This is a genomic window from Lentzea miocenica (assembly GCF_033949945.1).
GTDB classification, from domain to species: domain Bacteria; phylum Actinomycetota; class Actinomycetes; order Mycobacteriales; family Pseudonocardiaceae; genus Lentzea; species Lentzea miocenica.
On record NZ_JAXAVW010000065.1, the window covers coordinates 1 to 23951 of the forward strand.

At 69.4% G+C, this 23951-nt stretch carries 28 protein-coding genes; 12 read left to right on the forward strand and 16 right to left on the reverse strand.

Annotation, left to right across the window (positions count from 1 at the left end; translation table 11 throughout):
- The 4 genes from SK803_RS44965 to SK803_RS44980 all read right to left on the reverse strand — a co-directional run.
- Positions 1–287 (reverse strand): DUF1905 domain-containing protein (locus SK803_RS44965; protein WP_319972388.1); only part of this gene is annotated, 287 nt, incomplete at its 3' end.
- A 24-nt stretch (positions 288–311) separates the two neighbouring features.
- The gene (locus SK803_RS44970; protein ID WP_319972389.1) at positions 312–899 is read right to left on the reverse strand and encodes a hypothetical protein; all 588 of its coding nucleotides are present in this window, start codon (positions 897–899) and stop codon (positions 312–314) included.
- Positions 900–947: 48 nt separating this feature from the next.
- Positions 948–1379, reverse strand: a complete 432-nt coding sequence (locus SK803_RS44975) for a YybH family protein (RefSeq protein WP_319972390.1) — start codon at positions 1377–1379, stop codon at positions 948–950.
- 19 nt (positions 1380–1398) lie between these two features.
- Complete coding sequence (locus tag SK803_RS44980) at positions 1399–1965, reverse strand: NADPH-dependent FMN reductase (RefSeq protein WP_319972391.1); 567 nt, start codon at positions 1963–1965, stop codon at positions 1399–1401.
- A gap of 146 nt (positions 1966–2111) precedes the next feature.
- Here SK803_RS44980 and sigJ point away from each other — a divergent pair, with 146 nt between their 5' ends.
- The 5 genes from sigJ to SK803_RS45005 all read left to right on the forward strand — a co-directional run bounded on the left by sigJ (position 2112) and on the right by SK803_RS45005 (position 6808).
- A complete protein-coding gene (gene sigJ / locus SK803_RS44985) occupies positions 2112–2993 on the forward strand; it encodes an RNA polymerase sigma factor SigJ (protein ID WP_406601670.1) in 882 nt (293 codons plus the stop codon).
- 121 nt (positions 2994–3114) lie between these two features.
- On the forward strand, positions 3115–3666 hold the full coding sequence (locus SK803_RS44990) for a TetR/AcrR family transcriptional regulator (RefSeq protein ID WP_319972393.1): 552 nt from the start codon (positions 3115–3117) through the stop codon (positions 3664–3666).
- Between the two features lie 5 nt (positions 3667–3671).
- A complete protein-coding gene (locus tag SK803_RS44995; protein ID WP_319972394.1) occupies positions 3672–5828 on the forward strand; it encodes an MMPL family transporter in 2157 nt (718 codons plus the stop codon).
- A 46-nt stretch (positions 5829–5874) separates the two neighbouring features.
- Entirely contained in the window at positions 5875–6393 is a 519-nt protein-coding gene (locus SK803_RS45000) for a hypothetical protein (protein ID WP_319972395.1), read from the forward strand.
- Complete coding sequence (locus tag SK803_RS45005) at positions 6374–6808, forward strand: hypothetical protein (RefSeq protein WP_319972396.1); 435 nt, start codon at positions 6374–6376, stop codon at positions 6806–6808. Before SK803_RS45000 ends, SK803_RS45005 begins: the two co-directional genes overlap by 20 nt.
- Here the strand turns inward: SK803_RS45005 and SK803_RS45010 are convergent.
- The 5 genes from SK803_RS45010 to SK803_RS45030 all read right to left on the reverse strand — a co-directional run bounded on the left by SK803_RS45010 (position 6751) and on the right by SK803_RS45030 (position 10851).
- Positions 6751–7098, reverse strand: a complete 348-nt coding sequence (locus tag SK803_RS45010) for a DUF6292 family protein (protein ID WP_319972397.1) — start codon at positions 7096–7098, stop codon at positions 6751–6753. The two genes, SK803_RS45005 and SK803_RS45010, sit on opposite strands and share 58 nt — an antisense overlap.
- A 96-nt stretch (positions 7099–7194) precedes the next feature.
- Complete coding sequence (locus tag SK803_RS45015; protein WP_319972398.1) at positions 7195–7563, reverse strand: TerC family protein; 369 nt, start codon at positions 7561–7563, stop codon at positions 7195–7197.
- 45 nt (positions 7564–7608) lie between these two features.
- A complete protein-coding gene (locus tag SK803_RS45020; RefSeq protein WP_319972399.1) occupies positions 7609–8553 on the reverse strand; it encodes a sporulation protein in 945 nt (314 codons plus the stop codon).
- 28 nt (positions 8554–8581) lie between these two features.
- Positions 8582–9613, reverse strand: coding sequence for a hemolysin family protein (locus tag SK803_RS45025; RefSeq protein WP_319972400.1), 1032 nt, complete (start codon positions 9611–9613; stop codon positions 8582–8584).
- Complete coding sequence (locus tag SK803_RS45030; RefSeq protein ID WP_319972401.1) at positions 9610–10851, reverse strand: hemolysin family protein; 1242 nt, start codon at positions 10849–10851, stop codon at positions 9610–9612. Before SK803_RS45030 ends, SK803_RS45025 begins: the two co-directional genes overlap by 4 nt.
- 99 nt (positions 10852–10950) lie before the next feature.
- Between SK803_RS45030 and SK803_RS45035 the strand changes: the two genes are divergently transcribed.
- The 3 genes from SK803_RS45035 (at position 10951) to SK803_RS45045 (ending at position 13803) form a co-directional block, all read left to right on the forward strand.
- Positions 10951–11355 carry a helix-turn-helix domain-containing protein gene (locus tag SK803_RS45035; RefSeq protein ID WP_319972402.1) on the forward strand — a complete coding sequence of 135 codons (405 nt, stop codon included), beginning with the start codon at positions 10951–10953 and terminating at the stop codon, positions 11353–11355.
- A 112-nt stretch (positions 11356–11467) separates the two neighbouring features.
- Positions 11468–11905: a Rieske (2Fe-2S) protein gene (locus SK803_RS45040; RefSeq protein ID WP_319972403.1), complete on the forward strand. Its 438-nt coding sequence runs from the start codon at positions 11468–11470 to the stop codon at positions 11903–11905.
- Between the two features lie 194 nt (positions 11906–12099).
- Positions 12100–13803 (forward strand): dihydroxy-acid dehydratase, encoded by a 1704-nt coding sequence (locus SK803_RS45045; RefSeq protein ID WP_319972404.1) that lies wholly within the window; start codon positions 12100–12102, stop codon positions 13801–13803.
- Here SK803_RS45045 and SK803_RS45050 read toward each other — a convergent pair.
- The 6 genes from SK803_RS45050 to SK803_RS45075 all read right to left on the reverse strand — a co-directional run bounded on the left by SK803_RS45050 (position 13784) and on the right by SK803_RS45075 (position 19608).
- On the reverse strand, positions 13784–15358 hold the full coding sequence (locus tag SK803_RS45050) for a hypothetical protein (RefSeq protein WP_319972405.1): 1575 nt from the start codon (positions 15356–15358) through the stop codon (positions 13784–13786). The genes SK803_RS45045 and SK803_RS45050 overlap by 20 nt on opposite strands.
- Before the next feature lie 122 nt (positions 15359–15480).
- Positions 15481–16005, reverse strand: a complete 525-nt coding sequence (locus tag SK803_RS45055) for a class F sortase (protein WP_319972406.1) — start codon at positions 16003–16005, stop codon at positions 15481–15483.
- On the reverse strand, positions 16005–16748 hold the full coding sequence (locus SK803_RS45060) for a DUF4397 domain-containing protein (protein WP_319972407.1): 744 nt from the start codon (positions 16746–16748) through the stop codon (positions 16005–16007). Before SK803_RS45060 ends, SK803_RS45055 begins: the two co-directional genes overlap by 1 nt.
- A gap of 43 nt (positions 16749–16791) precedes the next feature.
- On the reverse strand, positions 16792–17655 hold the full coding sequence (locus tag SK803_RS45065) for a PfkB family carbohydrate kinase (RefSeq protein WP_319972408.1): 864 nt from the start codon (positions 17653–17655) through the stop codon (positions 16792–16794).
- Between the two features lie 59 nt (positions 17656–17714).
- On the reverse strand, positions 17715–18464 hold the full coding sequence (locus SK803_RS45070) for a hypothetical protein (protein WP_319972409.1): 750 nt from the start codon (positions 18462–18464) through the stop codon (positions 17715–17717).
- A 22-nt stretch (positions 18465–18486) separates the two neighbouring features.
- Positions 18487–19608, reverse strand: a complete 1122-nt coding sequence (locus SK803_RS45075; RefSeq protein WP_319972410.1) for a GAF domain-containing protein — start codon at positions 19606–19608, stop codon at positions 18487–18489.
- Positions 19609–19725: 117 nt separating this feature from the next.
- Here SK803_RS45075 and adh point away from each other — a divergent pair, with 117 nt between their 5' ends.
- Genes adh through SK803_RS45095 form a run of 4 tightly spaced genes read left to right on the forward strand, consistent with a single transcriptional unit; the run spans position 19726 to position 23290 of the window.
- A complete protein-coding gene (gene adh / locus SK803_RS45080; protein WP_319972411.1) occupies positions 19726–21249 on the forward strand; it encodes an aldehyde dehydrogenase in 1524 nt (507 codons plus the stop codon).
- A complete protein-coding gene (locus tag SK803_RS45085) occupies positions 21249–21599 on the forward strand; it encodes a DUF779 domain-containing protein (RefSeq protein WP_319972412.1) in 351 nt (116 codons plus the stop codon). Before adh ends, SK803_RS45085 begins: the two co-directional genes overlap by 1 nt.
- Before the next feature lie 9 nt (positions 21600–21608).
- Positions 21609–22463, forward strand: coding sequence for a hypothetical protein (locus SK803_RS45090; RefSeq protein WP_319972413.1), 855 nt, complete (start codon positions 21609–21611; stop codon positions 22461–22463).
- The gene (locus SK803_RS45095) at positions 22460–23290 is read left to right on the forward strand and encodes a hypothetical protein (protein WP_319972414.1); all 831 of its coding nucleotides are present in this window, start codon (positions 22460–22462) and stop codon (positions 23288–23290) included. Before SK803_RS45090 ends, SK803_RS45095 begins: the two co-directional genes overlap by 4 nt.
- On the opposite strand, the gene SK803_RS45100 is transcribed toward SK803_RS45095, so the two are convergent.
- A complete protein-coding gene (locus tag SK803_RS45100; RefSeq protein WP_319972415.1) occupies positions 23278–23859 on the reverse strand; it encodes an acetoacetate decarboxylase family protein in 582 nt (193 codons plus the stop codon). The genes SK803_RS45095 and SK803_RS45100 overlap by 13 nt on opposite strands.
- Between the last annotated feature and the right edge of the window lie 92 nt (positions 23860–23951).

Below are 23951 nucleotides of genomic sequence, written 5' to 3' on the forward strand. Positions count from 1 at the left end.
ACGACCTCGACGGTCACCTCGATGACGTCGCCGGGTTCCACGTTGTTCTTCTTGCGCACCGCGGCCTTGATCGGCAGCACGTAACAACCGGACTGCTTGTCCGGGAACACCGACGTCGACCAGTTGCTGGCGCCCACACCGACGCGGACCTTCACCGAGCCGAACCCGGCGCCGGGCGTGGCGATGTCACGGATCTGGTCCGAGACGTCCTCCGGCAACGTCACGAAGGTCCAGGTGTCCATGCGGCGGGCGTCCCAGAGCCAGAGTTCCGCGTCGAAGACGAACATCGGCCCATTCTCCCAGCAGTGGACTCAAAAGGGCTCGCTGATGCGGAAGTGTTCGTCGAGGGCGGCCGCGAGCTCCTCCCCCATGCCGTACGGCGCCCATTTCCGCACCAGCTCCAGGAACCCGAGCAGGTCCTGCCGCACGACCGCGAGGTGCGCCGGCAGGTCCGCGAGCGGAACCTCACAGGCCGGCCCGTCCGCCCGGCGGTCGTCCGGCCACACCCGCACGAGGCCGTCCCCGATCTCCACCAACGGATCCGGCGAGTGCCCGAGCCACGGGTGCACGCCGTCGAGCACTCCACGCCAGTCGCGCCAGTCCTCGAGTCCCTGGCAGCATCCCGGCTCGATGACCACGCCGGTGCGTGTGTCCCGTACGAGCAGGCCGCCGGACATGATGAGGTGGTCCTGTTCCAGCAACACCCGGAGCATCAACGGCCCGTCCGGCTCGACCTCCTGATGGTTGTTGTACTGCGCAATCGCGGCCAGCGCCGAGCCGACGTCCTCGCGCGACATCCGCCCGGACAGCACGACGTCACCGTCCGAGCAAGGCCCGACGGGCCAATCGGGATGGTTCACCAGATGGTGCGCAGCGACGACGGCGGACATCTCGATCACCGCGACATTGTGGGTCACGCGGCTCGCAGAGCCGTGCCCGGACTCAGGTCAGGGCTCCAGGTCCGCCACCCCCTTGCCGCTGACGATGTCGAACGGCACCGAGACCTGATCGTGCGTGATCAGCCACTCCCCGTCGATCTTCCGGAAGCAGAACGTCGCCCGGACCCACATCCCGCCCACCGCCACGCCGTTCCTCGCCGTGCCGCTGAGCCGTCCGAAGCAGTGCCCGAACGCGACCCTCTCGTCCACCGTCAGCGCCAGATCACGCACCTCGTAGTTCACGTCCTGGAAGAACGCGAACGCGTTGGCCCAGTTCTTCAGCTTCGCGTCGATGCCGACGTGCTGCAGCGGCGGCTCGACGTCGAAGGACACGACGTCGTCCGCGTAGAGCCGCCGGAGACCGTCCAGATCCTTGGCCCTGATTCCTTCGACGATCCTGCCGATGTGCCGCCGGAGACCGGCTTCGTCCGCTTCACGCATCAGTTGTCCTTTCAAAAGATCAGGCCACCGTGACCGGCGAACCGGCACGCAGCGGCGCGAGGGCGGTGCTCCAGGCGACGACCTGGTCCAGCATCTTGTCGAGCGAGTTGACGTTGTGTTCGCCCGGCCGCAGCACCGCGAAGTTCTCGAACTCGGTCAGCAGCGACAACGTCACCTGCGACGTCACGTCCGCCATCTCCAGCGCTCCGCACATGAGCCGCAGTTGCTCGACCGCGCGGGCGCCGCCCACGCCGCCGTACGACACGAAACCGATCGCCTTGTCGCGCCACTCCTCGCGCAGGAAGTCGATCGCGTTCATCAGCACGCCTGGCGCCGAGTGGTTGTACTCGGGCGTGACCACGACGAACCCGTCGAACGACGCGATCGTCGCCGCCCACGCCCGTGTGTGTTCGTGCTGGTACTCGCCCGGCAGTTCGTCCAGGTGCGGCAACGGGTGGGCGAGCAGGTCGATCAGCTGGAACTCCGCGTCGCCGCGCAGCCCCGCCCGCTCCTGTACCCACCGGGCGACCTGCTCGCCCCGGCGACCCGGCCGGGTGCTGCCGAGGACGATGCCGATCCTGATCATCGGTCTCCTTCGTTCGTGGTGTTCGCTTCCGAGCACTACGACGACACAGCACCGCGGAACATCAGGCCGTCCCTGACAGTTCGACCCTGACGATTCGAGCTGGTGTCTCGTCGGACTGATCGAAGACACGACCGATGGGAGCACCGATGACCGACGCGGTCCTCAGCGAGCGCCGCCACCTGATCAACCTCGCCTACCGGCTGCTGGGCTCCCTGGCCGAGGCCGAGGACGCCGTGCAGGAGGCCTACGCCCGCTGGTACGCCTTGTCGCGGCCGCAGCAGGACGCGATCGCCTCTCCTGGGGCCTGGCTCACCACCGTCACCAGCCGCATCTGCCTCGACCTGCTCGGGTCGGCTCGCGCCCGCCGCGAACGTTATGTCGGCGAGTGGATCCCCGAGCCGCTGCCCGACCCGGCCGAAGGACACACCGCCGACCCCGCCGACCGCGTCACCCTGGACGAGTCGGTCAGCATGGCGTTCCTCGTCGCGCTCGAATCGATGACACCTGCGCAGCGGGTCGCGCTCGTCCTGCACGACGTCTTCCGCTACTCGTTCGCCGAGATCGCCGAGATCACCGGCCGCACCACGGCCGCGTGCCGCGAGCTCGCGTCCTCGGCCCGCCGCCGGGTCCGCACGGCCCAGCCGCCCGCGGTACTGGCCGTCCACCGGGCTGGGCTGGTCCGCGACTTCAAGCAGGCCTGGGAAGCCCAGGACATCACGGCCCTCGTCGGGCTGCTCGATCCCGCCGCGACCTTCACCGCGGACGGCGGCGGCCTGGTCAGCACCGCGCTGCACCCGATCGAGGGTGGCGAGCAGATCGCCGGGTTCCTGGTCGCGGTCGCCACCGGTGTCGCCGGCGGCTTCACGATCTTCGAGCGCACCGTCAACGGCCAGCCCGGCCTGCTGGTCCAGCAGGACGGCGTCACCTCGTCCGTCTACGCGTTCGACATCGCGGACGACCGCATCACGCGCATCTGGGCCGTCCGCAACCCCGAAAAGCTCCGCCCGTGGACCACTGCCGCCCGGTGATGGTGGCGCGCAGTGTGCGAACCCGATGACCGGCGTACCCCCATCAGAGTGACGAAGGCCACCGACCGTTTCGGTCGGTAAACCTACCGAAACGGTCGGTAAACGCCGTAAAGTCGTCAGCATGCCACGACAGCCCAGGACCGGAGTCGACGAGACGATCCTCGACGCCGCCGCCGCGTTGTTCGCGCGGCACGGCTTCGAGCAGACGTCGCTGAAGACGCTCGCCGACGCCGTCGGGCTGTCCAAAGCCGGTCTGCTGCACCACTTCCCGAGCAAAGACGCTCTCTTCGAAGCGGCGTGGGAGCACAGTCGCGTGCTGAGCAGGCACGTGGTCGATCTCGTCTCGCCCATGCCGGCGGGACCAGCGCGGGAACGGCGGGCGCTGGAACTGCTCACCGACATCGCGCTCGACCGGCCCGGCCTGGTCTCGCTGTTGTTCCGCTCGATGACCGCACCGGGCGAGGACCCCCAGCAGGCCCAGGACGAACTGCTGCTCAACGACATGTTCGTCGTCGACCCCGAGACCGAGCCGGAGCGCGCGATCCGGATCGTCGGGGCGCTGAGCGCCATGGCCGTGCTGACGCTGCTGGCCAACCAGGTCGGCGACAAGACCACGTGGCGTCCTCTGATCCTCGCAACCTGCATTGACACGCTCGGGCACCGGGAGGCCTGAAAATCATGGCGAAACTGCTCTACAAACTGGGACTGGGTGCGCACAGGCACCGCCTCCCCGTCGTCCTGATCTGGCTGCTCGTGCTGATCGGCTCCGGCGTCGGCGCCTTCACGCTCGGTGGTGAGACGTCGAACTCGATGTCCATCCCCGGCCAGGAGTCGACGACGGCGCTCGAGCGCATTCAGCAGAAGTTCGGTTCCGGCGAGACCGCCACCGCGCGGGTCGTGCTGAAGGCGCCGGACGGCCAGAAGCTGCCGCAGCAGATCAAGGCGATCACCGACCTGGTGGCGGACGAGTCCTCGCTCAAGGGCGTGCAGTCGGCGACCAACCCGCTCGACCCCGCCGCGCCGAGCGTGAACCAGGACGTCAACGTCGGCTACAGCACCGTCACCTACGACGTGAAGCCCGGTGAGGTCACCGACGAGCAGCGGACCGAGCTGCTCAAGGCCGTGGACAAGGCCCGCGCCGCCGGGCTGACCGTCGAGGTCTCCGGCACCGCGATGCAGGAGACGCCGCACGTCGGCGGACCGAGCGAGGCCATCGGTGTCGTGCTGGCGCTCGTCGTGCTGGCGCTCACCTACGGCTCGCTGGTGACCGCGGGCATGAACCTGCTCAGCGCCGCCATCGGCGTCGGCATCGGCACGCTCGGCATCACCATCGCGTCCGGCTTCATGGACCTGCAGTCGACCACGCCGATCCTCGCCTCGATGCTGGGTCTCGCGGTCGGCATCGACTACGCGTTGTTCATCATCAACCGCTTCCGCCAGGAACTGCGCCGCGGTTCCGACGTCGGCCACGCCATCGCGACCGCGGTCGGCACGGCTGGTTCCGCCGTCGTCACCGCCGGCCTGACCGTGGTCATCGCACTGGTGGGCCTCGCGATCGCGGGCATCCCGTTCCTGACCCAGATGGGTGTCTCGGCCGCCGCCACGATCGTCGTCGCGGTGCTGATCGCCATCACGCTGGTGCCCGCGGTGCTGAGCATGCTCGGCCGCCGCGTGCTGACCCGCAAGGAACGCGCGCAGAAGGTCAGCGAACCCACCGACCGCGGCGTGATCCGCGGCTGGGCGGGCGCCATCACCCGCAACCGCGTCGTGGCGTTGCTGCTCTCCGTCGTGGCACTGGGCATCGTCGCGATCCCGGTGGCCTCCATGGACACCACGCTGATCCAGAAACCGCCGGCCGGTTCCACCCAGGAGCGCGCCGACCAGATCCTCGCGCAGGGCTTCGGTGAGGGCTTCAACGGCCCGATCCTCGTGCTCGTCGAGGGTGACGGCGCCGCCGCCACGGCCACCAAGGCCGCGGAGCCGATCTCGAAGCTGTCCGACGTCGCCCTGGTGACGCCGGCCAGGCCGAGCCAGGACGGCAGCGCCGCACTGGTCACCGTGATCCCGAAGTCCGGCCCGGACACCGTTGCCACCGAACAGCTCGTCGCCGACCTGCGCGCCGAACTGTCCGATCTGGACGGTGGCAAGGCGTACGTCACCGGCGCCACCGCGGTGAGCGTCGACGTGGCCACGTCCCTGGACCGCGCACTGCCGATCTACCTCGCCGTGGTCGTGGGCCTCGCGCTCGTCCTGCTGATCCTGGTGTTCCGCTCGCTGCTGGTGCCGTTGGTGGGCGTGCTCGGCTTCCTGCTGACCATCGGCGCCTCCCTCGGCGCCACGGTGGCGGTGTTCCAGTGGGGCTGGCTCGCCGGCGCGGTCAACCTCGACGCCACCGGCCCGCTGATCAGCCTGACGCCGATCCTGGTGATCGGCATCCTGTTCGGCCTCGCCATGGACTACCAGATCTTCCTGGTGTCCCGGATGCACGAGGCGCACCACCGCGGCGCCAAGCCGATCGAGGCCATCACCACGGGCTTCCGCCAGGCCGCCCCGGTCGTCGTGGCCGCCGCACTGATCATGTTCTCGGTCTTCGCCGGCTTCGTCCCCGCGGGCGAGGCGACCGTGAAGTCGATCGCGTTCGCCCTGGCCGTCGGCATCTTCGTGGACGCCTTCGTGGTCCGCATGGTGCTCGTGCCGGCCGCGCTGGCCCTGATCGGTGAGCGCGCCTGGTGGCTGCCGAAGTGGCTGCGGTGGCTGCCGGAGCTCGACGTCGAGGGCACCACGCTCGACGAGCTGTCGCAGGAGAAGCAGAAGCGGGAGCCGGTCAGCGTTTAGCCGATTCCGCCCTCTGGTCCGTCATGCCCGTGATCTGATCGCGGGCATGACGGACTTGGCGCTTCTGGCAGAAGCAGCCGACCGCGGCGGTCCGCAGGCGATCGACGCGATCATGCGCGCCGCGGCCGTCGTGGTGAGCGGGAAAGACGAGGTCCGCGAAGCCGGCGTCATGTCCCGCCTGTGCACAGCGGCGAACCGCCTGCTGCCGGATTCGACCGACGCGTACTACCCGTACCTGCTGGAATGCGCGCTCGCTTTCGAAGGCGTCGGGTACTGGGCCGATGACCTGGCCTGGGCGGTCGCCGGCGAGGAGTACTGCCTCCCCTGCCCTGCGTGCCGGACCGAACTTGTGATCTACGACGACACCTGCACCGACGAGACCGGCGCGTCCCGTCCGCTCGTCCCCGCCGATCCCGCACGACTCACCGGCATCGGCCGCAGGCTCTACGACACCGCCACCGGCCACGACCGGGACCACGTGGCACAGGCGTTCCTGCGGCTTTTCGGCCGGGCGACCTGCCCGGCGTGCGAAGCGGATCTCACGATTGCCGAGGCGGTCCTGTGACGAGCTGGTCGCAGGAGGACCTCGACGAACAAACCGGCTCCTGCCCACGGCCGACGACTACTACGCCAGTCTGCTGGCCGCCCAACTGACGTTCGAGGGAACCGGACTCTCACCCCGGCTGGCCGCCGCACTCGACCTGCGCACGTGCGAAATCCCGTGCCCCGCCTGCCACACGAGCATCACCCTGCTGTTCGACCTGAGTCTCGCCAAGGCGTCGTTCATCGACGAGATCGGCGACACCAGCCCGCTCGAGCCGCAGAACCCGGCAGCTCTGACCGGCATCGGCCGCAGGCTGTACGACACCGCCACCGCACACGGCCAGGAACACGTCCAACTAGCGGTAACCCACCTGTTCGGTCAGGCCACGTGTCCGCTGTGCGCGGGCGGGTTCACCGTCGCCGACCGGCTCCGCTGAGTGAGCAGGCCCCGCGCCCACCGCGCCACGACGTGCGGTGGTGGTTCGACCGGGCCGCCCAGGTGCGCCACCACGGTCAGGTCGGCGCCGCCGGGTTCCTCCACCGCCATCGCCCACCCGTGGCGCTCGGTCCAGAGCAGCGCCACCAGGCAGCCGGGATGGCTGGGCAGGCTGCCCTCCACGGCTATGTACACCCGCAGCGGTTTGTCCCTGTCCACGCAGGACGACTCACCGCTCAAGCCGAGTTCCCGCGTCACCCGCAGCGCGTAGTCGAGCACATGCGTCTTCACGTCGTCACCGTCCTCCGTCCACCGGGGTAACAACGCCGACTGCTTGACGCACGGCGCGGTTACCCCGTTTCGCGGAGTCCGAACCTCAGTCGTTCTTCACGTACGTGCCGTGCAGTTCGACCGGGTTCGAACGCTCGGCGCGCCTTCAAGCTGTTCGTGGATCTCGAAGGTCGCCTTGCCGAGCAGGAACAGGCCGCCCAGCAACAGGATGAGGTCGCGGCCGGACATCTCGTGGCCCCACACCGCGAACAGCGGCGCGGTCAGCCCGATCACCCACGCCAGCGACGCGAGCAGGATCAGCCGCGTGATCAAAGCCGAGGAGAGGCCCACGACCTGGGCCCGGCGCCGCTGCTCCTCCGGCAGGCGCCCGGCCAGGATCGAGATGAAGATGACGTTGTCGATGCCGAGCACGATCTCCAGCAGCAACAAGGTGACGAACGCGACCCACAGCTCGGGGCTCGTCATCCACTCCATCAACGATGTTCTTTCAGGTCGTGGGCCCGGAAATCCCTACTCGCCGCCGAAGTCCTCGAACGCGTCGTCCATCATCTCGCCGACCACCATGCCGCCCACGACACCCGCGGCACCGGCCGCGACGACCGTGCCCATGCCCATGCCGCCACGGCCGTGGTGACCACCGTGGCCGCCGTGATGTCCGTGCTGGTCGTGGCCGTACATGGCACCGCCGCGCTCCGCCACCTGAGCCAGCCATCCGTTGATGGACGTAGCCCAATCGGCTACCTGAGCGTCCTGGTGCGACAGCCGGAAGTGGCCGAACGCGTCACCGCCCGACGAGAACATCCCGCCGCGCCTGTCCGCCTCCAGGATCACGAACAGCTCGTGCGGTGACGCCACGAACGTCAGCTCCACCTGCTGGATCCGGCCCGCGAACTGAGCCGGCGGGAAGAACTCGATCTCCTGGTAGAAACCGAGCTCCTGCGGCACGCCGTGCAGCCTCCCCGCCTCGACGTCGGCGCTGCGGAACGAGAATCCGAGCTGCCCGAACGCGTTGAGCACCGCGTCCTGCGAGGGCAGCGGGTGGACCAGCACGGGGTCGAGGTCGCCCTTGTCCGGCGCGCCCGCGATCACGAGCTCGGTCCGCACGCCCACGGTCATGCCCGGCAGCTGACCGCCGCCGACCGCCGTGATCGGGGTCTCCCACGGGATCGGCAGCTGGAACGGGATCGCGACCAGCTGGCCGGCCCCGACCCGGACGCCCTGCTGCACCACGACCCGCAGGAACTCGGAGACGCCGCCGTACTCGTGGTCACCGTGCTCGACCTCGACGCGCGTGACGAGCGACAGCACGACCTGACCGATCTCGGCGTCCGCGCTGCCACCCTGGATGCGCACCTGCCCGGTGACGACCTGGCCGGGCGTGGCGTGCGGCGAGTCCAGCACGGTGTCGACCGACGGGCCACCGACGCCGAAGGCGCTGAGCATCCGCTTGAACATGTTGTGTTTCCTCCCTGGGAAACTCCGGTCAGCGGACGCCGACCGGACGGGTGTCTGTTTCGTCCTCGAATTCGCCGATCAGCTCTTCGAGGAGGTCTTCAAGTGCGGCGATACCAACAACTTCGCCGTCTTCGACCAGTGCCAGCTGCGAACGCTCCGCCCGCATCGCCGTCACGGCCTGGGCCACCGGCATCGACGCGGGCAACCTCAGCACCGGGCCCATCAGCTCCCGCGCGGACGGGTTCTCACCACGAGCCGTGGCCCGCATCGCCTCGCGGATGTGCACGAGCCCGGCGTACCCGCCGCGCAGGTCGGTGACCGGGAACCGCGACCGTCCACATTGGAGGCTGCGCCGCTCGATCACCCGCGCACTCGTGTGTTCGGTGACCGAAGACGTCTCCGCGATCGGCACCATCACCTCGCTCACCGTCGTGCGCTGCACCTGCAGCATCCTGGTCAGCAGCCGTTGCTGGGCCTCGGAGATCAGGCCGTGCTCGCCGGACTGCCGCAGCAGCAACCGCAGGTCGTCCGGCCGGTGCGCCTGCGCCAGTTCGTCCTGCGGCTCGACCTTCAGCAGGCGCAGCAGGGCGTTCGTCGTCGAGTTCAGTCCACTGAGGAGCCAGCGGACCGAGCGTGCGAACGCGCGGAACGGCAGCGCGAGGATCAGCGCGGACCGCTCGGGATTCGCGATGGCCCACGACTTCGGCGCCATCTCGCCCACGACCATGTGCAGGAACACCACCAGCACCAGGCTGATCGCGAACGCCACGCCGTACGCGAACGCGTCCGGCAGGCCGGTCAGCCTGAGCGCCGGTTCCAGCAGGTCCGCGACGGCCGGCTTGGCCAGCGCGCCGAGACCCAGGGTGCACAGCGTGATGCCGAGCTGGGCACCCGCGAGCATCAGCGACAGCTCCCGGATGCCCGCCACGGCGGCGCGCGCCGCCCGCGACGTCTCGGCGGCCTGTTCCAGCCGATGCCGCTTGGCCGCGATCAACGCGAACTCGGCGGCCACGAAGAAGCCGTTGAGTGCCAGCAGAACAACGGAGATCACGATGCTCATCGGGACAGCACCACCATGTCGGGAACGTTGCGCGCCACGGTGGTGACCACCAGCTTCACGCCGTCCATCTCGATCTCGTCGCCGGCCTCGGCCACGCGGCCCAGCTGGTGCAGCACCAGGCCGGACACCGTGTCGTACGAGTCGTCGGCGGGCAGCTCCACGCCGGTGGCGTCCTCGACCTCGTCCAGCCGCATCCGGCCGGGCACGCGCCAGTCGTCGCCGACCTTCTCGATCATCTCGGAGACCAGGTCGTCCTCGTCGTGGATCTCGCCGACCAGTTCCTCTGCCAGGTCTTCGAGCGAGATCACGCCGGCGAAGCCGCCGAACTCGTCGACCACGCAGGCGAGCTGACGGCGTTCGGTGCGGAGCCTTTCCAGCACCGCGGGCAACGGCAGCGTCGCCGGGACCACCAGCGCGGGCGAGGCGATCTTCTCGATGGCGACCGAGGAACGCTCCTCGGGCGTCAACGTCAGCACCTCGGCGAGCCCGACCACGCCGCGCAGGTCGTCGAGATCCTCGCCGACCACGGGAAAACGCGAGTTCCCGGTGTCCAGCAACGAGACCACGTGTGCGGCGGGCTCGTCGAACCGTACTGTGTGGACGTTCACGCGCGGCGTCATCGCCTGCTCCGCGACCAGCTCGCGGAACCCGATGCCGTGCTCCAGCAGCCGGGTGAGTTCGGGATCGAGGTGGCCCCGCTCCCCCGCGTCCTCGACGATCTGTTTGAGGTCCTCGGTCGTCGCGCCCTGCGGCAGTTCCTCTACCGGCTCGATGCCGAGCGCGCGCAGCAACCGGTTGGCGGCGGCGTCGAACAGGCGGATCACCGGTCCGGCGATCTTGAGGTAGGCCAGGGTCGACGCGCTCAGCGCCAGCGCGAGCTGTTCGGGCCGGGCGATCGCCAGGTTCTTCGGCAACAGCTCACCGAGCACCATCTGCACGAAGGTCGCGAAGACGAGCGCGATGACCATGGAGAACGGCACGCCCAGGCCGGTGCCGAGCAGCGGCTCGGCCACATAACCCACGAGCAGCGCCGTCACCGTGATGCCGAACTGGGCACCGGACAGCATGAAGGACAGCTTCTGAGTCACGCGGTACGCGCGGTCGGCGGCCTTGGACCCGGCCTCCGCCAGCTGCTGCAAACGGCCGCGATCGACCGCCATGTACGCGAACTCCTGAGCGACGAAATAGCCCGTGGCAATGGTGAGCACCACGATGGCGAGCAAGCCGGACGCGATCAACAAGACGCACCCGGCCACGTACTACAGCCGTCTATGTCGGCTTCGTCAGGCATACTCCCAACAGTAGCACGTAGCACTGTACGGTTTCCGGAACGGGAGGTGCCCGATTTGCCCGACTCGCTGCTGAAGATCGGCGAGCTCGCCGCCCACGCCGGCGTCAGCATCCGGACCGTCGACTACTACACGACCCTGGGCCTGATCAGCCCTGCCCAGCGCACCGCGAGCAACTACCGCCTCTACCGCTCGGACGACGTCGACCGCATCCACCTAGTACAACGCCTGGAGGTCCACGGTCTTCCCCTGGAGGACATCGCGCGGGCGTTCGCGGCGGGCCCTGCCGACACCGCCGAGGTGCTCGGTCAGATCGACACGGACCTGCGCACGCTCCAGGAAGCCACCGACGCCGCGTCGCCCGAGATGCACGGGCTGCTGTCGGTGATCGCGAACCGCGTCCACTCGCTGATCACCATCGCCGTGCAGCTGCCTCCGGATCTGCCGCTTTAGTCGTCGAAAATTCGGGATCCGCCTACGGGGTTGTCCGTCCGGACGGACCGCGCCAAGGTGGGGAAGCCGCCTCCGCCGCGCCTGAAGTCCGGCAGGAAGTGAGCACTTCGAGATGGAGTTCCCGAACAACCCCACCACCGTCAGCCGCCGCTGCTTCATCGGCGGCTGTGCGGCGGCCGCGACGGTGATCACCGCCGGCACCGCGGCAGCCGCTCCGGACGCCCAGCCCGTGCCGTGCGGCAAGCTCCCGCCCGGCACCTTCCTCGCGAAGAAGGCGGACGTGCCGCTCAACGGTGGTGTCGTCGTCTACTTCGACGATGAGACGTCCGTTGTCGTTGCGCAGCCGAAGAAGGGCACGTACACGGCGTTCGACGCCAAGTGCACGCACCAGGGCTGCATGTGCAGCGAGGTCGACCAGAACCTGATCATCTGCTGGTGCCACGACAGCCGGTTCAGCTCGGTGGACGGCAAGCGGAAGAGCGGGCCGGCGAAGAAGCCGTTGCCGCAGATCAAGACGAAGATCAAGGGAGAGGACATCCTCGTGGCCTAGGCCATGTCCTGCGAGTCTCGTCCGCGATAGTCGCGGCCGAGGGACCCGGAGGCGGCACCGCCGGAACACCCGAATACGCCCGGTATGAGGGCGCCCCGGCGGCACCGCCTCCGGGTCTCTCGCCCGTGACTCTCATCGAACGGCCTCGCAGGACACGGCCTAGGCTCGGAGGTCTCGAAGGTTGAGGAGGCGCCGTGGCACTTCGCAGCGAGCAGTGGTACGCGGGTCAGGACCGCAACGCCTACATCCACCGCGCCTGGATGCGCCGCGGCGCTCCCTCCGACGCCTTCGCCAGACCGCAGATCGCCATCGCCAACACCGCCTCCGACCTCACGCCGTGCAACGCACACCTGAACGAGGTCGCGGCCTCGGTGTCGAACGGCGTGCACGAGGCCGGCGGCGTTCCGCTCAACCTGCCCGTGGTGTCGCTGGGCGAGACCAACGTCCGCCCCACCGCGATGCTGTGGCGCAACATGGCCGCGATGGCCACCGAGGAGATGTTGCGCGCCAACCCGGTCGACGGCGTGGTGCTGCTCGGTGGTTGCGACAAGACGATTCCCGCGCTGCTGATGGCCGCCGCGTCCGTCGACATCCCTGCCGTCGTGGTGCCTGGCGGGCCGATGCTGACCGGCACGTTCCGCGGTGTGCCGCTCGGGTGCGGTACCGACGTGTGGCGGCTGTCCGAGGAAGTGCGCGCGGGCACGTTGTCGCAGGAGGCGTTCATCCGCTCCGAGTCCGCGATGATCCGCAGCCGCGGCCACTGCAACACCATGGGCACCGCGTCGACGATGGCACTGGTGGCGGAGGCGCTCGGCACCGTCGTGCCCGGTGTGGCCGGCACTCCGGCGCCGGACAGCAGGCTGCTGGAGGCCTCGCACGGCACGGGACGGCTGATCGTCGAGCTGATCGAGAAGGACCGGCGGCCCAGCACGTTCCTGACGAAGGCCAACTTCCACAACGCGATCGTCGCGCTGGCCGCGATCGGCGGGTCGACGAACGCCGTGGTGCACCTGCTCGCTATCGCCGGTCGCCTGGGGGTCGACCTGACCCTGGACGACTTCGACCGCATCGGCTCCGGGGTGCCGTTGCTGGTGGACCTGCAGCCCGCGGGCCGGTTCCTGATGGAGGACTTCCACCGCGCGGGCGGGCTTCTGGCCGTGCTGCGCGAAGTCCGCGACCTGCTCGACCCGAAGGCGTTGAGCGTCACCGGGAACCCGCTCGTCGACTACCTCGACGACGCGCCGATCTGGGATCCCGAGGTGATCCGCAGCCGTGCCGAGCCGATCATCGCCGAGGGCGGGATCGCGGTGCTGCGCGGCAACCTGGCGCCGTCAGGTGCCTTGATCAAACCGGCCGCCGCGTCACCGAACCTGTTGCAGCACCGCGGGAAAGCCGTCGTGTTCGACAGCATCGAGGACTTCCACGCCCGCGTCGACGACCCGGACCTCGACGTCGACGCGGACAGCGTGCTGGTGCTGCGCGGCTGCGGGCCGCGCGGGTATCCCGGCATGCCCGAGGTGTCGAACATGCCGTTGCCCAAGAAGTTGCTGGAGCAGGGCGTGCGCGACATGGTCCGGATCTGCGACGGACGCATGAGCGGCACCGCGTACGGCACGGTCGTGCTGCACGTGGCACCGGAGGCGGCCGCGGGCGGGCCGCTCGGGCTGGTCCGCACCGGCGACGTCATCGTGCTGGACGTGGAGAACCGGCGGATCGACGTGGAGGCACCGAACTTCCTCGACCGCTCCCCCAGCCCGGCGATGACCGAGGCGTTCGCGGCACCGAAGAGAGGATGGGAGCGGCTCTACGTCGACCACGTGCTGGGCGCCGACACCGGAGCCGACCTGGACTTCCTGGCCGGCTCCAGCGGCAGCGAGGTCACCCGCGAGTCGCACTGAGCCGACCGGCACCGAGCCGGTCGACGACCTGCGCCTCGTACAACGACTCCGGCACCAGCGGGCCGGTCTTGATCTCGATGCTGCCCCACGGTCCGGGGAAGTACGGCTGCGAGCGCCGGGTGCCCTCGTTCGAGACGGCGTAGTTCTGCGCGGTCGGCGGCTTCTGGACGACGATCTCCTTGTTGTAGTCCCAGATCACCGAGTGCGCGGCGCCCCAGCCGTGCGAGGTGCCGTAGTCGCCGCGGTTGATCAGCTTGGCCTGGTTGCCGCCGCCGATCTCACGGATGTTGTCGAACAGCAGGCCCTGGCTCCACCGCCGATGCGCCTCGGCGTCCCCGCCGTCCACAGTGGCCCGATGCCACACCACGCCCGCCACGGAGTTCGCCCCGTTGCTGACGAACGCGTGCCGCGCCTTGGCGGCGTGCAGGCCGGTGAACAGGACGAGGTGCGAGTTGGTGTTCGCGGCGAAGTTGTACATGCGGCCGCCGGTGCGGATCGCGACCGGGTCCGTGGCCTGCGCGTCCTTCACGGTGATGCGCACGGATCGTTCGGTGACCACGCCCGCGTAACCGAAGTAGCGGGTCTTGACCGACCGCACCCAGCTGTTGTCCGCGCCGAACACGCCGATGGCGTTCCACGCGTGGTTCTCGTCCTCACCGCCCTTGGTCTCGATGTCGACCCGCAGGCTCTCGACGCCGGACTCGGTGACGAGGTTCCGCGCGGTCACCGGCGCGACCGTGGAGATCGTCAGCGAGCGGTCGAGGTGGTTGTAGATCGGCGCGTCGAACGTGAGCCTCCGCCCGTCGATCGCCTTGATCCTGCGCACCCAGTGGAGATCCATCGATCCGGGCGTCCACTTGGCGTCCTGCACCACCCCGCCCCCGCCTACCGCGTCGATCCACTTCTGCGACGACGGGTGCTTCACGACGACCTCCTGGCCGGCCTTGAAGGCGGCGGCGTTCGCGACCTCCAGGCTCAGCGACCCGACCTGCACGAACGGCGTGGTCACCTCGGTCGTGGCCCCGGTCGTCCACGGGGTCTTCGCGTCGCTGCCGAGCACCACGACCGTGCGCTGGTGTGGCGCGTCGCCGCGGCCGAACAACGTTGTGGCGTCCCCGGATCCGCGCAGCACCACGCCGCTGTGCCTGATCCGCACGGTGCCGCGGATCTCGTACCGGCCGGCGGCGAGCTTCACCGCGCCGCGATGCCCGTTCGCGTCGGGCGTGCGGGCGCCGGCCTGGTCGAGCGCTTTCTGGAGATGCGCGGTGTTGTCGCCGGACACCGGGCTGATCGTGACGACGTCGGGCACGACCGGCAGCGGCTTCTCGCCGTGGTGGTAGCCGACGTAGCTGAAGTCCGGCACGCGGTTGCGCGCCGAGTCGGAGGCGTACTTGAGGCGTCCGCCGGTGTCGTACGAGACGTGCGCGGACGACCACTGGCCTGTCTGGTGCGCGGGTGGGTACTTGCCGCAGAACTCCTGCCAGCACGCGGGCGCCGCCTGCGCCACCGGTGTCAGTCCGCTGAGAAGAGCCAGCGTGGCAAGGATTTTCACCATTCGAGACACTTGCACTGCTCCTGCCGCGTCAACGTGGAAGGCGGCAGATGGAGCAAGAGTAGCGGGTCAGGCCGGTTTGGGCACCGGTCACCGATTTTTCGCCGGGGCCAACGGCGAGACGGTCAGGCTTTCAGCACCGCTTCCACGATGACGTTGTTGCGGTAGCTGCCCGCGACCCGGTCGAAGTCACCGCCGCACGTCACCAGCCGCAGTTCGGACCGCGGCGTCGGCGCGTACACGGCGGCGGTCGGGAACGCGGTCTTCTCCGTCGAATAGGTGTGGTTCACGACGAACGTGAGCTTGCTGCCGTCCTCGCGCTCCACCAGCACCTCGGCGCCGGGCTGCAGCTCCGGCAACCGGAAGAACACCCCCGGCCCGGTCTTCGAGTCGACGTGCCCCGCGATCACCGCCGGCCCGGAGTCCCCCGGCGCGACGCCCTTGACGTACCAGCCGGCCTTGTCCGCGCGCGTCGGCGGTTCCAGGACACCGGCGCCGTCCACCTTCAGCGCTTCGAGGGTGGTGTCGACCCCGATCGACGGGATCAGCACGGTCACCGGTTCCGGCACCTCCTCGGCGCCGGGGTCCTTGACGATGTAGATCAGCGCGACCACGATCACCGCGCCCATCAGGAGCTTGCCCCTGCTCATCAGCCGAACCGGAACAGCCTGCCGCGCACCGAGAACATCGCGACGCCCACGATGAGCGCGATGACCAGCGCGGTGAGCCAGTCCCAGCCTCCCGCCATGCCGCCGAACCCCGTCTCCTGCCCGCCGCCGGGCACGACCTCGGCGCCCTTGGCGTCGGTGCGCAGCTCGATCCGCCGCGCGCTCACCAGCAGCGAGTAGACCCCGCCCGGTTCCAGCGTGACGTCGAGCGTCGTGGAGTCCTTGCCGCGCGGCAGCACCTGCAGCGGATCCTTGCCGGGAAGCATCACCGAGTACCCGGTCGTCGAGTTCGCCTGCACGTTGCGATGCACGAACACGCTGCCGCGCAGGAGGTCCATCTCGGCGTCACCGGCGTTGATCACCCGCAGCCGCGCCTGCCCGTTCGGCGGCAGGCTGACGTCGTCCTCGAGCACCTTCATCGAGGACGCGATGTCGATGACCGTGTACGCCTTCCCGGTCCCGGCCTGCACGAGCACGGACCGCAGCACCGGCGAGCCGGGATCGGCCCCCGCCGCGCGGAGCTCCACGCTGTGCTCCCCCGGCTCGACGCGCCGGTAGTCGTCGAGGTCGGCGTAGTCGAAGGTGCCGAGCTTGACCCCGTCGAGGTAGACGTCGGCGCGTGCCTGGTCCATCGAGAAGTGCCCGACACGGACGTACGTGCCCGTCGCTGCGTGCGCGGGCACGGCGGAGAGCAGCAGCAACAGCACGACAGCGAGCACTCGCACGCGGACCTCCCCTCACCGGACTCGACAACGATAACGCGCCTGATCAGCATCTGGTGAGGTCAGGCCGTCCGCCGGGGTGCGTGACGGTGGCCCCGGACGCCTTCACCGCCAGCCGAGCCGCGTCCGCCGGGCTGTCTCCACGCGTGAGAGCGAAGGTCAGCGCCGCCACGAACGCGTCACCGCCGCCGGTCGTGTCGACGACCTCGACGTCTCCCAGCGGCACCACGAGCTGACCGTCGTCCCAGACGAACACGTTCCCGACGCCGTCCACGGCGAACGCCACGAGTCCGGGGCCGTCGGCCATCACGTCTCGCGCCGCGGCCACCGCGTCCTCCGCACCGGCGATCTTCCGTCCGGACAGCAGCTCGGCCTCCAGGTGGTCCGCGCGCACGACGTCCGCACACGCCAGCAGTTCGGCTCGCAGCCGTTCCGGGGCCCCGTCCAGCACAACACGGCCGTGCGCAGCTCGTGCCGCCCTGAGCGCGACCTCAGGCGGTTGCTGCAGCTGCACCACCACGGCTGCCGCACGCTCGATGAGATCGATCGGCAAATCCTCCTCACGCAGCAGCACGCCGTCCGGGAGGTCTTCCAGGTAGCGCCACCCGTCGGCCACGACATCGACGATCAGGCCGGTCGCGCAGTCCGGCCGCCGGACCACGGCACCGGTGCCGATCCCGTCCGCGCCGGCCCGTGCGATCAGCCGTCCGCCGACGTCGTCCTCCCCGACCACACCCACCAGCTGAACCGCGGCGCCCAGCTGAGCGAGGCCCACCGCGATGTTCGCCCCCTTGCCACCGAGCATCTCGCGCCGTTCCCGCACCGGCGCCGTGCCACCGGGACCCGGTACCTCGTCGACGACGAGGACCAGGTCCCGCGCGATCTGTCCCACCACGACGATCTCGTCCACGCCGGTGGGCTACCCAGCTCGGAGCGGAACTGACCCAGATCGCCGGAAAGCGACCGGACTCAACTCCGCTGGTGCTGATCGGTGACGTCGAGACCGTCCGGCAGCACCGCGAAGAGGTCCACCGGCTTGCGCTGCGACACCATCTCACTGCGGTGCAGGCGCTTCAGCCGGTCCCTGGCCACGACGATCTCCTGGCTGGACGCCGACAGCACGAGCACCGGAACCGCGCCGAGCGAGACGTGCGCGCTGACCCGGTCGGCGCTGCCCCGTCCGAACTTGAGCACCTTCCCGTACCGCACCAGGTACAGCAGGTTCTCCTCGCCGCGCGGACGCTTGAGCTCCTGCACCTCGCCGGTCTCGTCGTTGCGTCCCCACGTGCCGTGCGACTTCGTCAGCCAGCGGAATCCGGTCCACGGCAGCCCGTGCACGTCGGTGGCGAGCACGGTCCTGCCGGGCTGGAAGTACTTCGCGAGCCGGATCTTCACGGTCGTCGCGGCGATGAACTCCGAGTTCTCCCGCCAGGTGCCTTCGAGCTCCAGCCGGCGCGCGATCTTCTGCACGGCCGGGTCCGGCACGGACCTGTCGTCCAGGCACACCAGGCACCTCGTGCGCCAGCCGATGCCGCACGAGCGCGCGACCCCGCACCAGCCGCACTGGAGGATCTGCACCGGCGCGCCACCGGGCCTGTCGTGCAGCAACTTCATCTGGTCGGCCACGACCTGCCGGCACGGCGCGCACAAGCCACACCACGCGACCTCGGTGACCTCCTTGCGCGGCAACCGGGTCATGCAGTTGATGCACTGCTTCACTTTGCCTCCCCCGTGGGAAAGCCTATTCCAGCGCCCTTCGCAGGCGCGAGGAGACCAGCGCGTGACGAGGATCCTCGGCCGGAAGGAGCAACCGGAGGCGTTCGAGCACCTCGGCGTCCTCACCGCTGTCCGCGAACGACAGCAGCGCGTCGAGATCTCCCCGCTCCAGCACGCCCTTGCGCACCGCGGCGGCGAGATCCAGGCGCTCGTCGCGGACCACGGGCGCGTCCGACCGGGGCAGCAACTCGCCCTGGTAGTGCCGGGACGCCTTGCCCGCGTCACCGGACCTCAGCGCCGTCCGCACGTCCAGGAAGTCGCCGCGCACCACGGCATCCAGCCGATACGGCCTCGTCAACAGGACACCACCGAGCTGCGCACGCAGCCGATGCAGCTCCGCGCGGACCGTTGTCGGGTTCCCACGTTCACCATAGAGCAACAATGCGAGTTGTTCCGCCGTGAGTCCCTTGGGGTGCAGGGCGAGCGCCGTCAGCACCTCCGCGTTGCGCAAGGTCAACGACAGCGGCCGTCCGTCGAGCTCGGCGCGCAGGCCACCGAGGAAGTTCAGCGTCAGCACGTGCTGTCGTGGCGCGAACTGCCGCAGGTGGTGCTCGGCGAGTTGAGCGGCGGCTGACACGAGCTGCGCGACGGCCGGGTGCATGGTCTTCAACGGCCCGCTGACGTCGACGACGCCCAGCAGCAGACCCGTGTGGGGGTCGCGGATCGGGCTCGCCGCGCACGTCCAGCCGTGGTAGGTCCGCACGAGGTGTTCACGGGAGTGCACGGTGACGGGCCGGCCGGTCGCCAGCGCCGTGCCCATCGCGTTCGTGCCGATGGCGTCCTCGCTCCAGCGCGAGCCCTCGGTGAGGTGGACGCTTTCGGCGTTGTGCCGCACCCCGTTGTCGCCCTCGCACCACAGGATGAGACCGCGGGTGTCGGTGACGATCATGATCGTGTCGTCCATCGACAGGGTGTGCCTGAGCAGCGGCACCGTCGCCGCCAGCGGGTGCGCGCCGCGCAGGTCCGCGATCTCGTCCGGCTCGTAGACGACGGGCGCCTCGTGCCGGTCCGGGTCGACGCGCGCCGCGAGGGACCGCCGCCACGACTCGGCGATCACCGGCCGCGTTGCTTCGCCGAGGTCCGTCACCTTTCCAGGATGACTCCCCTGGTAGCGCCCCGCGTTACTCCTTTTGGATGCAACGTCGGTGAAACGTCGCACTACCTAGCGTCGCCAACAGTTCGCAACGATGCGGGAGGCGGCACGATGGCCCAGTTCGCGGCTCCAGGACAACCAGGCAGCGCGGTTACGTACCGTGACCGGTACGACCACTTCATCGGAGGCGAGTACGTGCCGCCCGCCAAGGGCCAGTACTTCGCCAACCCCACCCCGGTGACCGGTGAGGACTTCACCGAGATCGCCCGCGGCACCGCCGAGGACGTCGAACGGGCGCTGGACGCCGCTCACGGCGCCGCCCGTTCGTGGGGCAAGACCTCGGTCGCCGACCGCGCGAACGTGCTGAACAAGATCGCCGACCGGATCGAGGCCAACCTCGAGATGCTCGCGGTCGCCGAGACGTGGGAGAACGGCAAGCCGATCCGCGAGACGATGGCCGCCGACCTGCCGCTCGCGGTCGACCACTTCCGCTACTTCGCGGGCGTGATCCGCGCCCAGGAGGGCGGCATCTCGCAGATCGACGAGGACCTGATCGCGTACCACTTCCAGGAGCCGCTCGGGGTCGTCGGCCAGATCATCCCGTGGAACTTCCCGTTGCTCATGGCGACCTGGAAGCTCGCACCGGCGTTGGCGGCCGGCAACGCCGTCGTGCTGAAGCCAGCGGAGCAGACCCCGGCGTCGATCCACGTGCTGATGGAGCTCATCGCGGACCTGATCCCGCCGGGCGTGCTGAACGTGGTCAACGGTTTCGGCGTCGAGGCGGGCAAGCCGCTCGCGTCGTCGCGCCGGGTGGCGAAGGTGGCGTTCACCGGCGAGACGACCACCGGCCGGTTGATCATGCAGTACGCCAGCGAGAACATCATCCCGGTGACGCTGGAGCTCGGCGGCAAGTCGCCGAACGTGTTCTTCTCCGACGTGGCCAACGAGCGGGATGCCTTCTACGACAAGGCTCTCGAGGGCTTCACGATGTTCGCGCTGAACCAGGGCGAGGTCTGCACCTGCCCGTCGCGGGCGTTGATCCAGAGCTCCATGTACGACCAGTTCCTCGGTGACGCCGTCGAGCGCACCAAGGCGGTCAAACAGGGTCACCCGCTCGACACCGACACGATGATCGGCGCGCAGGCGTCCAACGACCAGCTCGAGAAGATCCTGTCGTACATCGACATCGGCAAGCAGGAAGGCGCGAAGGTGCTGACCGGCGGCGAGCGCGCGGACCTCGGCGGCGAACTGTCCGGCGGCTACTACGTGACGCCGACGATCTTCGAGGGCGACAACAAGATGCGGATCTTCCAGGAGGAGATCTTCGGCCCGGTGGTCTCCGTGACGCAGTTCAACGACTACGACGACGCCATGAAGACCGCCAACGACACCCTCTACGGCCTCGGCGCGGGCGTCTGGTCACGCGACGGCTCCGTGGCCTACCGCGCCGGCCGCGACATCCAGGCGGGCCGCGTGTGGGTGAACAACTACCACGCCTACCCGGCGCACGCGGCGTTCGGCGGCTACAAGCAGTCCGGCATCGGCCGCGAGAACCACCGCGTGATGCTCGACCACTACCAGCAGACCAAGAACCTGCTCGTCAGCTACTCCCAGAACGCCCAGGGCTTCTTCTGATGGCACGCGTCGCACTGACCCCGGAGGCGGCGGAGGTGCTCCGCCGCCTCCGGGGCGACCACGGCGACCTGATGTTCCACCAGTCCGGCGGCTGCTGCGACGGCTCGGCCCCGATGTGCTACCCCGCAGGGGAGTTCCGCACCGGCTCGTCGGACGTGCACCTCGGGGATCTCGCCGTCGACTCGTTCGTCGTTCCTGTGTGGATGTCCGCGGCGCAGTTCGAGTACTGGAGCCACACGCACCTGACGATCGACGTCGTGCCCGGTCGTGGAAGCGGTTTCTCGCTGGAGGCACCAATGGGGTTACGGTTTCTCGTACGTTCTCGTCTGCTCGCGGATGAGGAGCTCTAGCATCTGCGCATGACCGTCCAATGCGGATGCTGCGGAGCCGAGATCACCTCTACGGACCGCATCGACTACCGGTTGAACCGCCCGGAGCAACTCATCGACGTGCCCGGCGATCAGCTCGGTGCCCCGACCGGTGGGCTGCTCGTCGGACCGGACGGCGACTCCTACCTCCGTTGCCTGCTCCCGGTTCGGCTGACCGGCGGAACCGAGCTGGTGTTCGGCGCGTGGATGCAGATCAGCAAGGTCGACGCGATGTACGCGCACGCCGTGTGGGACAACGACGCGGAATACGCGAACCTGCGCCTGTCCGGCACGTTCGCGAACATCATCCGGCCGTGGGACCTGCTGGGCACTCGGGTCGAGGCCGCCGTCCTCAACGCCGACGAGCTGCCCTACTTCACCTCGCACCCGGTGCTGGAGCACGAATGGGACCGCGACGAGGTGCTGTGCCGCATCCGGCAGCCGCTGCCGATCCCCGTCCGCGAGACCCTCGGCGAGGTCTGGACCATCGAGCGCACCGACGGCATGCGCTGCGTCGTCGAGGGCCACACGGTCAGGTTCTCGAGCCCCGACCGCAAGGTGAGCCTCGACGTCTACGCCGACCGCACCGACGGCAGCCCGAGCGACTTCCTCGGCGCGGTGCTCGACGGCTACCCCGCGACCGCCGAACACTCCGTCTCCCACGACGGCGACGAGCTGCGGCACGCGTTCTGGCTGAGCGAGGTCATCGACGGCCACGAGGAGCAGGTGTTCCACGGGCACGTCGTCCGGCGCGGCACGATGATCTCCGTGCGCTGCATCCACCGCTACCCGGCAGATCGGGCGTGGGCGCAGCACGTGCTGAACAGCGTCCGGTACATCGGGTGACGGCCTGCCAGTGCTGCGGCGCCGAGATCGACGAGTCCGGCGCCCTGGACCTGAACCTGGGCCTGCCTTCAGGCGCGGACGACGCGGAACAGCTCGCGGGCGGCAAGATCCTGCTGGCCGGCGACACCGCGTTCGCCCGGTGCGTGCTGCCCGTCGAGCTGACAGGTGACCTGGAGCTGTGGTTCGGCGCCTGGATGCGGATCAGCGTCGCGGACGCCCACCGCGCCGCCGCGGTGTGGGGCGGTCCCGGCTACGCCTCGCTGCGGCTGACCGGCACGTTCGCGCACGACATCAAGCCGTGGGACGACCTGCACGGAGTCGAGGTGACCGCCGAGGTCCGCGAGCCCGGCTACCTGCCCGAATACGTCCAGCACCCGCTGCTCGGCACGACCTGGGACCGCGACGAGGTGCTGAGCGCGTTCCTGGTGCAGCTGCCGGTCTCGATCCAGCAGAAGCTGCTCGGCAGGTGGAGCATCGAACGCACCGCCGGCCTCACCCCGCACCTGCTCGACGACGGCCTGCGGTTCGCCGGGCCGGGGCGCACGGTGTTCGTGGACGTCCGCCGGGCCCAGGGAACGCCCGCGGACCGGTTCCTCGAGATGGCCTTGGACGGCGCGCCTGCCGTGCCGCCTGACCAGCAGTTCCTGATGCGTGACGGGGTCGAGCTGCGGCACGGTCTGTGGCTCACGACGGAGGCCGGGCGACACGAGTTCTACGGGCACGTCGTGCGGTTCGGCGAGCTCCTGATCGTGACGTGCATCCACGACGATCCGGCGGACCACGCGTGGGCGCGGCACGTGCTGAACAGCGTCCGCTACCGGCGCTGACCGAACGTCAGGCGCATGTCCTTCATCGTGCAGCTGACCAGCGGCGTCCGGCCGGTCAGGTAGCCCAGCGGTCCGTTCACGGGGAACATCCACGCGGTCCTGGCGAGGTTGACTCGTCCGGACATGTGCATCCGCGTGCGCACGTCGCGACCGTCCAGGCGTTGCGCGGTCCAGCCTCCCGCGGTCCAGCGCCCCGGAAGTGCCACACCGCCGGCCACCGCGACCGCGGCGATCGACGAGCCTTCGCCGAACCGGGCGAGTTCCTTCGGGATCCCCCACATTTCCCGGCCGCCGTCCCGGGACGCCTCGCTGTCGACCCAGATCTGCGGCACCGACACCGCCACCCCGCCCTCGTCGCGCACCGGCGTGGCCACGAGCAGTTCCTCGTAGGTGAGCTCGCTGCCCGGTTCGTACGACACGAACGCGACAGCCACGAAAACGTTGCCCGCCAACGAGATCAGCCTGGCGTTGGACGGCAGGTGAGCCTGCGGCACCAGTGTGCGCGGCACCCGGAAGACGGAGATCACGAGCGAACCCCGCATGTGCCACGGTTCGGCTGGATACTGCACGCGACGACCGTACCGGGTCCTGTGGATGCTCACCTGGGCAGCAGGATCGTAACGTCAGGGAAATCCCAAGTTTGTCCGAGTGAACTGGACCA